This is a genomic window from Marininema halotolerans, from assembly GCF_900116235.1.
Taxonomy (GTDB): Bacteria; Bacillota; Bacilli; order Thermoactinomycetales; family DSM-45169; genus Marininema; species Marininema halotolerans.
Genome location: NZ_FPAA01000010.1, coordinates 90469 through 105030, shown reverse-complemented (window position 1 = coordinate 105030; position 14562 = coordinate 90469). Strand labels below are relative to the sequence as shown.

Below are 14562 nucleotides of genomic sequence, written 5' to 3'. Positions count from 1 at the left end.
ATGTTTTCAGCACTAATGTCAACGGGTTTATGAAAAAAGTTTGTTTAATCGAAGGGTTATATCAACTGTGAAGCACCCATGTTTATATGAAACCCCTCCTCCACCCCCGTCTGAATCAAATCACACGATCCATCCGTTTCAACGCAATGCCTCATTTACTCGCTCACACACCTCACAAATCAACAAACCGTCAGCAAATCGACCCCTGTCCATCGGAATAAGCAAAAGATGAAAGACGCATGCTACAAAAGACACTCATTAATTTTATCGAGAATTAGGTGAATCGGATTGCGAATGTTTAGCCGGTGGTTGAAAAAGAAGGAGCAAGTGAAACACTCCACTCCCCATGAAGAACACATTATACATAACGAACTTGCGAAGAACCTCGATCAGCTAAAACAATTGTTTTACTATGCACCCGATTTTCAGTTTAAGGAGATCACTACGAAATCCGGCGACAAAGCCTTATTGGTCTATCTCGAACACATTGTGGATAAAGTGGCGATCAACGAACATATATTGAAACCCCTCATGTACGCCGTAGAATCCATCGATGAGATGCACATTCCCATTTTCAAAACAGAGAATGCGCTTCAGATAGAAGAGGTGGAAAAATCCCTGTATGCAGGTAAAAGTGTTCTATTTGTCGAGGGAAAAACCTTTGCTACGATTTTCGATACCCAGGGATGGCCCCAACGGGCGATAAAAGAGCCTCAGACAGAATCCACCTTAAAAGGAGCTCACCAAGGATTCGTAGAAACTGCCGGACAAAATATCGCGATTGTTCGACGTTATCTTCCCCATCGAGAATTGACAGTTAAATCCTATGAGGTTGGTTTACGAGGAAAAACAAAGGTATTTATGCTCTTTTTAAAAGATGTGGTCAATCCAGAAATTGTTGCTGAAATGGAGGATCGCATCCAACAAGTGAAAACGGATGCGATTATCAATGCGGGTCAACTGGTTGAGTATATTGAAGATCATCCTAACTCCTTGTTTCCACAGCTTTTACAAACCGAGCGCCCAGACGCCCTTGTAGCGAACCTGCTTCAAGGCCGCTTTGCTATTATCGTGGATCTTTCACCCTACGCTATCGTTGGCCCAATGACCCTAACCTCTTTTTTCCAGAGTGTCGATGATTATAGCACAAGGTGGGTTATCGCTTCTTTTGCACGTTTACTTCGTTTCTTCGCTTTTTTTATCACGATAACACTCCCCTCTTTTTACATTGCTGCGATTACCTTTCATTATGAAATTCTTCCCTTAGATCTATTAATATCCATTGGGGTCTCACGGGAGAAGGTTCCCTTCCCTCCTATTATTGAAGCAATTGTTATGGAAATTTCACTCGAGATGATTCGCGAGGCAGGGGTTCGTCTGCCTGCTCCAATTGGTCAAACCATCGGTGTGGTAGGCGGAATTGTCATTGGTCAGGCAGCCGTACAAGCAGGGGTCGTCAGTAATATCATGGTGATTGTCGTCGCGATTACTGCGATTTCTTCATTCATTATCCCTAACCTTGACGTGTCCTTGGGGGCTCGCTTGATCCGCTTTCCAATGATGCTCATTGCCACAATCTATGGCCTTGTGGGCATTGCGGTTGGGCTTATGATTGTGTTTGCCAATATCATCAACATGGAATCCTTAGGAGAACCCTATGGAAGCCCCTTTTCCCCCATTAAATTTATCGATTGGAAAGATACGTGGGTTCGATTTCCTCTATGGAAAATGGACCAACGCCCCACTTCGACGAATTCAGTCCAAACAATGAGGCAGAGAACCTCTCGAAAAGGTAGGGATCGTTAATGTCGAAGTACACTACCAATCAACTGACTCTCTCACAGTTTGTCATTTTCATCTATAAGACCCAAATCGGTGTTGGGGTGCTAACTCTCCCCCGCTTAGTATCTGAAAACGCCAATCGAGACGGTTGGATTTCCGTTATTCTCGGGATCGCCATTTCGTTAACTGTCAGCATCCTCATTATAAAAATCATGGAGAAGCACCCAGAGATGACTTTGTATGATATCCTCCCCCTTTATTTTGGAAAATGGTTAGGTCGTTTCTTTATTTTCATCTGGATTGCCTGGACACTTGCCGCTTCAACCACCGCTTTTTTAGCCACCATTTTTATCACCCAGATGTGGCTATTACCAAAATCCTCTTCGATATTGATCGGTGCGTTATTTCTTGTCCCCATCTATCTCACGGCAAAAGAAGGCGTTCGTAACATCAGCAGTTTTTTTCAATTTGTTTTTTTATCAACCATCTGGATGGAATTTACTCTCTTATATTCCGGGGGCGGGAGTCAGATATTAAACTTTTTACCGATTGGTGCCGACGGTATCACGCCCATTATTAAGGGGGCATTGGTGTTTCTTCCATCCTGCTTTGGGTTTGAGATTGCCCTATTTTTATATCCATTCTTAAAAAATAAGAAACAAGCAATCAAAGGGGTTCTGATTGCCCATGCGTTAACATTCAATATCTCCTTTATGCTAATTGTTCTGTGTTTCCTAAAGTATAGCCAAGAGGAAATACAGCTCTTTGTATTTCCAACCCTTAATTTATTAAAAGAGATCCAGCTTCCTTTTATAGAACGACTGGAGATCCCCTTTCTCGCCATCTATCTGATGGTCATGTTATCAACGGCAATCTCTTACCTATATATTAGCCTTTTTGGGATGGCACAGTTTACTCAAAAACGAAGCCATATTCCTTTTCTCTGGATTGCCATGGTTTTTTGGTTAATCATTCTTTTTTCAGTCAACTTCTCATTTAGACACCTGCAACAAGTTGAGCGAATTTGGCAGAAAAATATCGTTTTTATCCCACTGGTGTTTCCTATTCTCCTCCTGATCTATATCAAAATCCATCATTTTGTTCAGCAAAGGAGACACACACCATGATGAAAACCGGGAAGCTACTTCTCATCTTCGTGTTGCTATGCACAACGATTGGGTGTGACGATATCATCTACCTTGAGGATGTTGAGATCCCCTTGGTATTGGGGCTTGATGTAGATCCCAATGATCCGGATCAGCTCATCTATTACTCTTCTGCCCCTGTATTTAGCAAAGATGCGCAAAAAAAATATACGGTGAGAAAAATCACCGCACACTCTTTAGAAGTGGCCAAAAATAAAATTGGCGGTATGTCTACCGGTTTCCTTGTAGGGGGAAAGTTGCAGGTGATTCTTATTAGTAAAAAGCTCCTTCAACATAAAAATGTTTTCCCCTATTTAGATGTATTGTATCGGAGTCCCAAAAACGAAACGAAGGCCCTTGTCGCCATGGTAGACGGCAGTATCGAAGAAATCATGAATGCTGATATGAAGGATAAAGGAATCTTAGGCGTGGTGATCCATGATATCATTCAAACTTCCTTTGACCAAGGAATTACGGTATGTACTCGCTTGTTGGATTTCTTTCACCAAATGATCGATAAACGAATTACCCCCAACCTTACTGAATTAAAAATGGAGGATGGTGAAATTACGGTTTATGGAACAGCCTTACTGAACAAAGAGGCCAAATACTCATCATCACTCAATATTCTAGAAAGTACCCTTCTCTTAATCCTACGTAAAGAGACCGCCAATCAATTGCCGCTATCCTTTTCGATACCACAGGATCACCAAAAAAACGCCGAAATCAATCTCGCAGTCAATCATATTAACTACGATATCCAATCCGACTATCGAGATCATCGCTTCCAATTTACAATGAATATGGCACTTAATGCGGACATCTCCGAACGTTTATTTCCATACGAGATAAAAAGCAAACAGGATCAATTAGAAAGAATCCTTACCAGCCAATTAGACCAAGAATTTAACCAGATCATCCATAAAATCCAAGCCAAACAGCTTGATCCGATGGGCCTTGGAGTCTATGCCCAAGCATTTCAATATCCACATTGGCAAAAAGTAAAAACGCACTGGGGAAAGGAACTATCGAAAGCAACCATCAAAGTAAAACCCCATATTGTCATTCGAGATTTTGGCATTACTTTTTAACAACCAGACTGTGCATTCGAAGTCTAGGAGGAATAATAACGGTTTGTGTTTGTGGAGCAGCCGATCTAAAGCTAGAGGACAATGAAATGCGGCCCACAATATTTTCCTTCTAGTCTTTGACAATACGCTGGCATTAGCCACTGTGAAGGTTTTACTCGACCACCTTCCATAGGGTTCACAAGATGACCCCACGTTGATATTGCAATGTTCATTCGATGATTCTTATAAAATAAAAGAAGCATCATGACCGTTATCCGATCATGATGCTTCTTTTTCATCTAATGGGGCGACCGATGGGAATCGAACCCACGAATGCCGGAGCCACAATCCGGTGCGTTAACCACTTCGCCACGGTCGCCATATAAAAAAATGGCGGAGCTGACGGGGCTCGAACCCGCGACCTCCGGCGTGACAGGCCGGCGTGAACTCCAACTTCACCACAGCTCCATAATTTAACGAACTCCTATATCTTATCACCTTAACAGATGTTTGTCTACCCCTATAAGATAAATAATCTAATGATATGGAGTAAACTTCCTCTTCATCTTCTTCGGGAATTCCCTTCGTTTTTATCACTGGACTGACTTCTAAATCGACTGTTCACTTCCCTTTTGTGAACATAAGTACCCTCGACTTCATACAGACTACTCCATCCCATCACACAAATAAAAAAAGATCCCCTTTAAGGAATCTTCTTTCTGAATGGTGAGCCATGCAGGATTCGAACCTGCGACACCCTGATTAAAAGTCAGGTGCTCTACCAACTGAGCTAATGGCTCTCACTTGATGGAAAGGCAGGGAACGAACCATGCAAGATGCATCCACATCCATACCTTACCGAACAACAGAGTGGGGCGACCGATGGGAATCGAACCCACGAATGCCGGAGCCACAATCCGGTGCGTTAACCACTTCGCCACGGTCGCCATATAAAAAAAATGGCGGAGCTGACGGGGCTCGAACCCGCGACCTCCGGCGTGACAGGCCGGCGTGAACTCCAACTTCACCACAGCTCCCCATTATGGTGGACGATGACGGGCTCGAACCGCCGACCCTCTGCTTGTAAGGCAGATGCTCTCCCAACTGAGCTAATCGTCCAATTTGGTGACCCGTAGGGGATTCGAACCCCTGAATGCCAGCGTGAAAGGCTGGTGTGTTGACCGCTTCACCAACGGGCCTTGATCATCGTTTTGCTTGTCCATTACCGAATGATAATGGCGGAGAGAGCGGGATTCGAACCCGCGCGGGGCTATAAGCCCCCTAACGGTTTAGCAAACCGTCCTCTTCGGCCTCTTGAGTATCTCTCCATAAAAATGGCTCCTCCAACAGGACTCGAACCTGTAACCTACCGGTTAACAGCCGGGCGCTCTACCATTGAGCTACGGAGGACCGTTTTATAAGCGACATGGTTCATTTTAACCGATAGCCACTAGAAAAGCAAGAGTTTTTTAAAAAACTTTCACCCTAACTTTTCTGGACATCTCACTCCTTGAAGCGCTTTAATAGAGTAGCATACGCAGATTACTTGGTCAATAGTTTTTTCACAAGATAGTAAACTGCTATGTTTCGACCTTTCTTTTACATAAAATGTAATGTGATTTAGGAATTACTGATGGATATCCGATTACGCCTATTCCCTAATCCCCATGCATTCAATTACTTTGATCATGGTAACAAGCACCCCTTATCATCCCGAGCCGTGTTCTTCAGTCATGATCTCCAACTTCCCCCGTCAACACCTCCAATCCATGGGGTAAAACATCCCATATGGCTTCTAAACACTCTCGTACCGCCTTAGGGCTTCCGGGAAGATTAATAATGAGCGTAGTCCCTCTGATTCCGGTAACAGCGCGGGATAAAAGGGCATATCGTGTCTTTTGCAGTGAGGACCCTCTCATCGCCTCCGATAGCCCTGGAACCTCCTTTTCCAGGACGGAGCGCGTAGCCTCTGGGGTCACATCTCTAGGCGCAAAACCCGTGCCACCTGTGGTCACAATCAAATCAACCTTAATTTCATCGGCAAAGTAAATCAATTGTCGGCGAATGGTAAGCCAATCATCAGGAACGATTTCTGACACTACAACTTCTCCGTCCATCTGGGGAATCATCCGCCGGATTTCCTCCCCACTTCGGTCGATTCGTTCCCCGCGTGCTCCCTTATCACTCACCGTCAGCACACCGACGTTCCACCGCTTCATCCCTTTACCTCCTCTCGCAAATAGTCCCCACTTTTCCCACCAGTTTTCTTCAAGAGGCAGGTCTCTTCTATCATGATCCCCTTATCATGTGCTTTGCACATATCGTAAACCGTAAGTGCGGCGATGGATGCTGCGGTCAATGCCTCCATCTCTACCCCGGTCACATTATCGGTTTTCACCCGTGCAACCACCTCTAAGCGGTCCTCCTCAAAAAAAGAAAAGGCAATATCTGCTCCTCGGAGTGGGATTGGATGACACATCGGGATCAGTTCGGATGTTTTTTTTGCTGCCATAATTCCCGCCACTTGAGCGACTGCTAAGACATCCCCCTTCCCTACCGTTCCTTTACGAATCGCATCCAACGTTTCTGGTTTCATGCGTAGGACCGCCTTTGCCTCTGCCGTCCGTCGAGTCATCGCCTTTTCACTTACATCCACCATTTTTGCTCGACCTTGTTCGTTCATGTGTGGATAATTCACCATCACGCTTCTCCCCTTCAACCACCAATATAGGACATTTCGATCTTGTCACGAGTGAAGGAACCTTTTCCTCGATCCTCTGAGTATTGATCCCTACGCTTTGCCCAAGTGTGAATCATCATTTGTAAAAGTTCATCATCCGTTGCTCCTTGACGAAGAGGACTCCGTAAATCGACACCCTCTGTAGCAAAGAGGCAGGTGTACAATCGCCCCTCCGCTGAGAGTCTCGCCCTTGTGCAATGCCCACAAAAAGGCTCGGAGATCGAGGAGATCACCCCGATTTCCCCTTCCGACCCTTGGTAACGATAGCGTGCCGCCACTTCGCCGAAGTAAGTAGCATCAAGAGGATAGAGGGGCATCTCTTCTCCAATGATCCTTATAATTTCCTCTTTCGTCACCACTTCCATAGGGTTCCAACCGTTGCTGTTTCCTACGTCCATATATTCAATAAAGCGAAGGATGTGGCCCTGCTCACGAAAATAGCGCGCCATCGGAAGAATTTCCGTATCATTGACTCCCTTTTGCACCACCATGTTAACTTTGACTTTTAAGCCGACTTTGTCTGCTTGCTGAATCCCCGCTAACACACGCTTCACATTGGAACGCTCACCATTCATTTGCCGAAAAATCATTTCATTTAAAGCATCTAGGCTCACATTCACTCGATCAAGACCCGCTTGATATAGCGGTTCTGCCTTTTCGCTGAGAAGAGAGGCATTGGTCGTAAGAGCAATATCCTTCACACCCTCCATTCCTTTAATCCCTTGGATTAGTTCGGTGATGTTTGCGCGCAGAAGGGGTTCTCCTCCTGTCAATCGCACTTTCTCCACTCCTAATTTCACAAACAGACCCACTAATCGATGAATCTCAGGGAACGTGAGGAGTGCTTTCTGGGACAGAAAGGAATAATCCGCACCGAATATTTCAGCGGGCATGCAATACCCACAGCGAAAATTGCATCGGTCCGTTACCGAGATACGTAGATCTTTTAGGGGTCGGTAGAGAGAATCGATCCCTCGATTTGGTTCATCCAAAAAGACGCCCCCTCCGATTAAAGATACACCTCATTCGGGTCATAGAAGTGGGTACCCGCAAGGGAATCGATGATTCCTTTCATGTGTGGAGAATGCAGTGAGGCAAGCAACAGGTTGCCCCACACCGACTTAGCCTCTTGTTCATGAATGGCTAACCCGATGAAGCACGTCCCCTCGGCAATAAATCGAAGACCCACTCTCTCCGCGGTTTCCCGTGTTCCGACTGTCGCATGGGCGATTCCTGAAGCCACACATGCGGCAGCTTTCCAAACAGAAGGGGAGGTCCATCCGATAGGATGAATCGATCCTTCTCGTTCCCGCAAACACTTCTCCAAATAGCTCCCATTGGGAGGAATCAGTAGCTTTCTCTTGGAAAAATCGAGGCCAGCCTCACCCTTACACCCTGGGACGACCTCACTCTCCTTAATCAGCCATCCCCACTCTTGTTCTGCTAGAGGGACGATTCTCTCAGTTATTTTCGTTTGCGGATCAGAGGATGTCCCTCGCCATATGCGTGCATGACATAAAACACTTCGACTTTGTTCTCGCTGAAGCCTTTTTCGTAACGACCATCCTGGATTCCTCTCTGAAAAGAAAGCCACCCATTGATCCAGTAGGGGATCATCCTCACCACTGATCCAGATCGTTTGTTCAATCGCTTTTCGTGAGCGTAAAAGCTTGACCTCCACCTCAACCCCTTTCTCTACTTCATAACAACCATTTGGCAAGCAGAGTAGGGCATCTGCCATCGAGAGGGATTGCGTAACACCCGCTCCCCGTCCGAGTGAAAAAGCCATAAACTCCCCAGCGTGCACCATCACCCCTAGACGAACAAAATCCTCCCCTACCACTTTTCCAACCACTTTTTCATCCATGCGAACCGTGAGAGTCGGATCACCCCTCATTTTTTCAACGGCTCCATACCATGTATGGAGCAACGGAGGCACAAACCATTCTAGGGCAAGGCAGGCGGACACCGGATACCCTGGCAATCCAATAACCGGCTTTCCTTCTACTTGGGACAACACCGTTGGTTTCCCAGGACGGGCCGCCACGGGATGAGCCAAGATTTCTCCCATCTCTGACAAAACGTCCACGGTGTAATCCCGCTTTCCGGCGGAGGATCCTCCTACAATAAGCAGGATATCAAAGGAATGCAACGATTCCGCAATCACGCGTTTCAGTACTCGAGGGTCATCTGGAACGATCGCTAAAATCTCACCCTCAGCGCCCCATTCCTCGAGGAAAGCACGAATCATCTCACTATTAAACTCCGTCAATTGTCCAGGTTGTGTACTCACCCCGGGTGGTATCATTTCTGAACCCGTTGGAATAATCGCAACCCGTGGCTTAGCCAACACGGAGACGGTATCGATCCCACCCGCCAATAAGACTCCCATATCGACTGGGCGAATGTAATGATGACTGGGCAGGATCAATTCACTCACTGCAATGTCTTCCCCTAACTGACGCACATGTTTCCATGGAGGGGCCGGCGCATCAATCGCAATTCTTCCGTCCTCAAAGGGGCGAAGTTGTTCTACCATAATGACAGAATCCCTCCCTGCGGGAAGGGGATCTCCAGTATTCACCCATTGAAACTCCTCATCCTTTAGCACAAGCGGCGTGGCCTTTGTCGCATGGGTAGTCCTCTCCGACGTGACAGCAATACCATCCATAGCAGAAGCCGGGTAAGAAGGTGTCGCCTGCTGTGCAAATACCCCCTCTGCCGTTATCCGATGAAGCGATCTGGATACAGGGATGCGCTCCTTGGGGATCGTGAAAGAGATCACCGAGCATAATCGTTCTCTTGCCTCTGAGATCGAAATAGGCACTCGTTGATCAAATTCTTGAAACATGCAACCCCTCCCTTATTCCTATAAATTACTTTATGAAGATTTATCCGATTCTTCGCCAAAAGACTTGGAATGTCCTCTCTGGATCTGCTAATCACCCTCCCTTTCGATTGGGTTTTCCCTCGATTTTTGATAGGGTGGTATCAAGTAAACCCTTTCAAATAACGAGGTGAGCTGATGAAGCGTCCGAATATGTCCTCTAACAAGCTTTCTCACCATACAGAACGACAGAAAGAAAGCCAAATAAACCACCCCTCCTTCTCTTCCATTGTAAAAGCACTCCCTGCCACCGTTCCCTTTGTTCCGCCGGAAGAAATGGAACGCCAAACAGGTCACTCCATTCGCCTTCGACTCGGAGCCAATGAGAGTAACTTCGGAATGTCTCCAAAGGCACGCCAGGCAATGGAGAAAGCAGTAGGCAAATCCTATTTATATGGGGATGCGACTTCCTACGACCTTAAGGGAGAACTTGCCACCCTGCATGGAATCCGTACAGATCAGATCGTTATCGGTAGTGGATTAGATGATCTACTCGGCCTTATCGTCCGCACGTTTCTTAATCCGGGCGATGCGGTGACCACATCCCTCGGCGGATACCCAACCTTTAATTTTCATGTACAAGGATATGGTGGAGTGCTTCATACCGTCCCTTATCAGGATTTCCGTAACGATTTACAAGGTCTGTTGCAAAAAGCCCATGACACCCACTCCCGCATCCTCTATCTCGCCAATCCGGATAATCCAACCGGAAGCTGGTGGGGAGCGGAAGCGATCGGTGAACTCCGTCGCTCACTTCCAAAGGGGTGTTTATTGCTTCTGGATGAAGCATATATCGACTTTGCTCCTCTGGATACGATTTGGCCCCTTGATCCATCGGATCCACAGGTCATTCGCGCCCGTACCTTTTCAAAGTCCCATGGCATGGCAGGGGCTCGCATTGGCTATGCCTTTGCCAACCAAGAAACCATTCAAGCCTTCGATAAAATACGGAATCATTTTGGTGTCAACCGGGCGGCGCAAGCAGGCGCCCTTGCTTCCTTGCAGGATACCGCGTTCCAACGAATGATCATGAAAGAGGTGGCTAAAGGGAAGGAGGAATATGCTACCCTCGCTGCCGAACTTGGCATATCAACCCTACCCTCTGCCACTAATTTTGTCGCCTTCGATATGGGCACTCCCAAGCGGGCCAAACTGGCAATGGATACCCTATGGAAACAGGGTGTATTCACTCGCGTTCCAGGCGCACCCCCCCTCAACCGGCTATTACGCGTCAGTGTAGGAACCCCTGTGGAGCGAAGTGAATTCGCACGCATCCTTCAAGAAGTAGTCCCTACCCTCTCTTAACTCACCCCTTTTTTCACACAAAAAATGCTGACCCAAGAGTACTCAAGTGCTCTCAGGGTCAGCATTTTTCAGATCCAGTGACACGGATTAATCACGACTTCCGAAAAGACGAAGGAGATAAATAAAGATGTTAATAAAATCAAGGTAGAGGTTAAGCGCACCTAAGATCGCGACCTTGGTATGGGTATCTTCATCCATCGCCATCTGCGCCTGCCGCTTAATATTTTGAATGTCATAGGCGGTTAACCCACAGAAGATAATGACGCCGATGTAACAAAGAATCATACTAAGCATGCCATTATTTAAGAACATATTTACAACGGTAGCAATGATTAATCCAATCAATGCCATCAAGAAGATACTACCGAGTTTGGAAAGGTCCTTCTTCGTAATCGCACCATAGAGAGCAAAGGCACCAAACATCCCCGCCGCAGTAACAAAGACCCCAAGGATCGATGAACCAGTATAAAGTGCGAGTAAGGGCGTCAAGGTGACACCATTTAATGTAGCGTAAAGGAAGAATACCAACGTCGCTGTCCCCACCGACATCTTATAAACGCGGGCAGCTAAGAAGAATACCAATACGAGCTCAAAAATCATCAAGCCATAAAATACAGGCCGATGATAATAAAAGTAGTCAATCATTCTTCCATCAGTGAGTAAAAGAGCAGAAATAATAGCAGTAAGGGACAATCCAGCAAACATCCATGAGAACACGCGCGTCATCAGACTCGATGAGGGAACTGCATGGCTATGATCGACATATGGATTCATCGTCGTTCAATCTCCTCCAGATTAGGGTTATGGCTATCCCCTTTAGTATATCGTTATAATGAAAGCATTTGCAATAGAGGGAAAACCGGTCAATTAGAATCGCATGCTGGCTTCCTCTGGCACGGTCTGGGCCAATCCGTCTTTTAATCCCTCCAAGAGACCCTCCATCATCTCTTTGCGCTTTTTCCACGGGAAGTCAGGGGCTCGCTCGGAAAGCTCTGCCATCTTATTCATATCATATTCGAGAAACTGGATGACTAGTTCACAGGTTTGTACCAAGTCCTTCCACTGTTCTTCTCTCAACGTAATCACGTTTTTTTCTTCATCTTGCTGTTGATTCCACACGTCGAGTCCACCCTCTCTTAACCGATCAAAACGATTTTCTTGCGGAGTTTGCTCCTCTGTAGAGGAGGATCGTTTTTTCGTCTCTATGGGTTTTACCTCGATTTTGTAACTGGCTCCTCCCACACGCTCCACTTCCAATCCTTCTCCGACCCATTCGACACGGGTAAAGGGACGCTCCCCTTGCTCCATTCCCTCCAATTGGTCAACGATTAATTGAAATAATAATTGGATCGTTTCAAGTTGATGTTCCATCATGCTCCTCCTCGTCTCGTCCGATGTAATTCATGCATTCGTTGACAGCGACAACTGGATCTTCAAGGGCAGTTTTCATCGATTGCGCCTCGGTACCTGATGATGACTATTCAAAGGCAAAAAACCTTATCCAACCCCTTGCTTTTAAGTGATACCCTTACACAACCACTCGTCAGCACGTCTCGGGTTTGGTATCGTAAAGGTCAGAAACAACAATTTGAACGGTGCGGCGGCTCAAATTGTTGGGAGATAACCTTAAGAAGTGAAAGCTTCTCGCCGTCAATACGTTACAAAAAACTACTGAGAAATACAGATCTCAAAGGAGGTAGGCGAAGATTCGCCGCTGTGATGCAAATTACCGTCCTATTTTTTGCTGAGATCGCTGAGGCTCTCAATCAACGAGACCTCATACTCGATCTTCCCGAGGAAATTACTGTTCAAGAATTAATTCAATACTTGGTTGAACGGTACCCCCATATAAAGGAAGTGATTGAACGCTCGGTGGTTGCTTGCAATCAAGAATACGCTTTGCCCACTCAATCAATTTACCCTCAGGATGAAATCGCATTGATCCCCCCAGTGAGCGGCGGGGAAGAAGCCGAATCGGAGGTTCACGGTACACCGACATGCTTCATCACTCGGAAGACCCTCTCACCGGAATCACTGATGAGCCAAGTAGCAAACCCTTATGCAGGTGCCATCCTTACCTTTGCTGGTACCGTCAGGGAATTTACGGGAAATCTACAAACCGTTCTCCTTGAATATGAAGCATACATTCCGATGGCCTTACGCCAATTAGAGAACATTCGCTCAGAAATTGACCAACGTTGGCCTGGCGTACAAACCGCCATTGCCCATCGTATCGGTCGATTACAGATCGAGGAAATCAGTGTTCTGATCGCAGTGGCTTCTCCCCATCGGGCCGAATCCTTCGCGGCTGGCGAATTTGCTATTCAGCGCTTAAAAGAGAGGGTGCCGATATGGAAAAAGGAAGTTTGGGCAGACGGATCGAGCTGGCAAGGAACCCAAACCGCGCATTGGAATCCTTTTTCCAAACCAGAGGATTGACGATAAAAAGATAAAATGAATGAGTTCGCACGTTCGTTAAAAGGAGGAGAAACCTTTGCAAGTCGATCATGAACGATTTTCCCGTCAGATTCTCTTCAAACCCATTGGAGAAACGGGTCAAGAACGCCTCGCTAATTCGCGGGTTGCTATTGTCGGATTAGGTGCTCTTGGCTCAGCACTGGCCCACCATATGGCACGGGCAGGTGTTGGATTCCTGCGATTAATTGACCGCGACTTTGTGGAGAAAAGCAATCTCCAGCGACAAATGCTTTACGATGAAAAAGATGCCACCGCGGAGCTGCCAAAGGCGATTGCAACTGCTGAAAAACTTCGTGCCATTGATACAAATCTTCAACTTGAACCCATCGTCACAGATGTTACATGGCGCAACGCCGAATCCCTTTTAACCGATGTCGATCTTATACTCGATGGTAGCGATAACTTTCACCTTCGGTATTTAATTAATGATGTCAGCTTAAAATACCACATTCCTTGGATCTATGGAGGAGCAGTTAGCTCCCACGGGATGAATTATACCATCCTACCTGGCACCACTCCTTGTATCCGTTGCCTTTTTCCAGAGCCTCCGGGAGCCGGAACAACCCAGACTTGCGATACCGCTGGGGTGATTGGTCCCATCGTCCAAATCGTCGCCGCCCGACAAGGGGTCGAGGCGATCAAATGGCTGGTTGGTGACCACGATGCCCTTGATCTTAAACTGCGCCACACAGACCTATGGAAGAATGAAGAACTTTCCATGGATGTCACCTTGCAAAGAAAACCAGATTGCCCTGCGTGTAGTGAGGGACTGTATGAATTCCTTCAACCGGAAAATGAGGAGGAAACAACCCTGTCCCTATGCGGGCGTAACACTGTCCAAATAACCCATTCTCCCCCACAAAACCTCGATCTTGAAAAGATGGAGCAACGCCTTGCTCCAATCGCGAAAGTACAAAGGAATCGCTTTCTCCTGCGGGCCCAAGTCGACGAGAACCACCGCCTCATTCTATTTCCTGACGGCCGCGTCCTGGTGCAAGGAACTTCTGATCCCTCCCTTGCACGCTCCATCGCCACACGATATCTTGGCGGCTAACAGGGATTTCTGCACGGAACTGGAAAAAGATATACTTTTCTAAAAATTAATGGCCTTAATAGGATTCTATCATTTTCCGTTAATAAGTAAAACCGCCCTGT

The 14562-nt window shown here is 46.6% G+C and carries 12 protein-coding genes and 9 tRNA genes; 6 read left to right on the top strand and 15 right to left on the bottom strand.

The annotated features are described in order from the left end of the window. Nucleotides 1–288: 288 nt before the first annotated feature. Genes CHX35_RS13370 through CHX35_RS13360 form a run of 3 tightly spaced genes read left to right on the top strand, consistent with a single transcriptional unit; the run spans nucleotide 289 to nucleotide 4018 of the window. Nucleotides 289–1806 carry a spore germination protein gene (locus CHX35_RS13370; RefSeq protein ID WP_425435361.1) on the top strand — a complete coding sequence of 506 codons (1518 nt, stop codon included), beginning with the start codon at nucleotides 289–291 and terminating at the stop codon, nucleotides 1804–1806. Further along, on the top strand, nucleotides 1806–2909 hold the full coding sequence (locus tag CHX35_RS13365; protein ID WP_091838170.1) for a GerAB/ArcD/ProY family transporter: 1104 nt from the start codon (nucleotides 1806–1808) through the stop codon (nucleotides 2907–2909). The genes CHX35_RS13370 and CHX35_RS13365 overlap by 1 nt, the downstream gene beginning before the upstream one ends. Continuing rightward, nucleotides 2906–4018: a Ger(x)C family spore germination protein gene (locus CHX35_RS13360; protein WP_091838168.1), complete on the top strand. Its 1113-nt coding sequence runs from the start codon at nucleotides 2906–2908 to the stop codon at nucleotides 4016–4018. Before CHX35_RS13365 ends, CHX35_RS13360 begins: the two co-directional genes overlap by 4 nt. Before the next feature lie 282 nt (nucleotides 4019–4300). Here the strand turns inward: CHX35_RS13360 and CHX35_RS13355 are convergent. From CHX35_RS13355 to CHX35_RS13295, 13 genes are all read right to left on the bottom strand, one after another. Beyond that, a tRNA-His gene (locus CHX35_RS13355) sits at nucleotides 4301–4376 on the bottom strand. Nucleotides 4377–4388: 12 nt separating this feature from the next. Continuing rightward, nucleotides 4389–4465: transfer RNA gene (locus CHX35_RS13350), tRNA-Asp, on the bottom strand. A 256-nt stretch (nucleotides 4466–4721) separates the two neighbouring features. Continuing rightward, nucleotides 4722–4797 (bottom strand) — tRNA-Lys (locus CHX35_RS13345). 71 nt (nucleotides 4798–4868) lie between these two features. Next, nucleotides 4869–4944: transfer RNA gene (locus tag CHX35_RS13340), tRNA-His, on the bottom strand. 13 nt (nucleotides 4945–4957) lie between these two features. Next, a tRNA-Asp gene (locus CHX35_RS13335) sits at nucleotides 4958–5034 on the bottom strand. Nucleotides 5035–5040: 6 nt separating this feature from the next. Beyond that, nucleotides 5041–5116: transfer RNA gene (locus CHX35_RS13330), tRNA-Val, on the bottom strand. 4 nt (nucleotides 5117–5120) lie between these two features. After that, nucleotides 5121–5196 (bottom strand) — tRNA-Glu (locus CHX35_RS13325). Between the two features lie 37 nt (nucleotides 5197–5233). Beyond that, nucleotides 5234–5325: transfer RNA gene (locus tag CHX35_RS13320), tRNA-Ser, on the bottom strand. 7 nt (nucleotides 5326–5332) lie between these two features. Then, nucleotides 5333–5407, bottom strand: a tRNA-Asn gene (locus tag CHX35_RS13315). Between the two features lie 317 nt (nucleotides 5408–5724). Then, nucleotides 5725–6216, bottom strand: a complete 492-nt coding sequence (locus tag CHX35_RS13310; protein WP_091838166.1) for a MogA/MoaB family molybdenum cofactor biosynthesis protein — start codon at nucleotides 6214–6216, stop codon at nucleotides 5725–5727. After that, nucleotides 6213–6698 (bottom strand): cyclic pyranopterin monophosphate synthase MoaC, encoded by a 486-nt coding sequence (gene moaC, locus CHX35_RS13305; protein WP_091838165.1) that lies wholly within the window; start codon nucleotides 6696–6698, stop codon nucleotides 6213–6215. The genes CHX35_RS13310 and moaC overlap by 4 nt, the downstream gene beginning before the upstream one ends. A gap of 14 nt (nucleotides 6699–6712) precedes the next feature. Continuing rightward, nucleotides 6713–7729, bottom strand: a complete 1017-nt coding sequence (moaA, locus tag CHX35_RS13300; protein WP_091838163.1) for a GTP 3',8-cyclase MoaA — start codon at nucleotides 7727–7729, stop codon at nucleotides 6713–6715. A 17-nt stretch (nucleotides 7730–7746) separates the two neighbouring features. Next, nucleotides 7747–9588 (bottom strand): molybdenum cofactor synthesis domain-containing protein, encoded by a 1842-nt coding sequence (locus CHX35_RS13295; protein WP_091838162.1) that lies wholly within the window; start codon nucleotides 9586–9588, stop codon nucleotides 7747–7749. Between the two features lie 174 nt (nucleotides 9589–9762). Between CHX35_RS13295 and CHX35_RS13290 the strand changes: the two genes are divergently transcribed. Further along, nucleotides 9763–10929: an aminotransferase class I/II-fold pyridoxal phosphate-dependent enzyme gene (locus CHX35_RS13290; RefSeq protein ID WP_245838820.1), complete on the top strand. Its 1167-nt coding sequence runs from the start codon at nucleotides 9763–9765 to the stop codon at nucleotides 10927–10929. 87 nt (nucleotides 10930–11016) lie between these two features. Here CHX35_RS13290 and CHX35_RS13285 read toward each other — a convergent pair whose 3' ends face one another. Both CHX35_RS13285 and CHX35_RS13280 read right to left on the bottom strand, forming a co-directional pair. Further along, nucleotides 11017–11703 carry a Bax inhibitor-1/YccA family protein gene (locus CHX35_RS13285; RefSeq protein ID WP_091838160.1) on the bottom strand — a complete coding sequence of 229 codons (687 nt, stop codon included), beginning with the start codon at nucleotides 11701–11703 and terminating at the stop codon, nucleotides 11017–11019. Between the two features lie 93 nt (nucleotides 11704–11796). Further along, complete coding sequence (locus tag CHX35_RS13280; RefSeq protein WP_091838159.1) at nucleotides 11797–12300, bottom strand: hypothetical protein; 504 nt, start codon at nucleotides 12298–12300, stop codon at nucleotides 11797–11799. Between the two features lie 348 nt (nucleotides 12301–12648). Here CHX35_RS13280 and moaD point away from each other — a divergent pair, with 348 nt between their 5' ends. Both moaD and CHX35_RS13270 read left to right on the top strand, forming a co-directional pair. Continuing rightward, complete coding sequence (gene moaD / locus CHX35_RS13275) at nucleotides 12649–13368, top strand: molybdopterin converting factor subunit 1 (protein WP_091838157.1); 720 nt, start codon at nucleotides 12649–12651, stop codon at nucleotides 13366–13368. Between the two features lie 55 nt (nucleotides 13369–13423). Next, nucleotides 13424–14461: a ThiF family adenylyltransferase gene (locus CHX35_RS13270; RefSeq protein ID WP_091838155.1), complete on the top strand. Its 1038-nt coding sequence runs from the start codon at nucleotides 13424–13426 to the stop codon at nucleotides 14459–14461. Nucleotides 14462–14562: the final 101 nt, after the last annotated feature.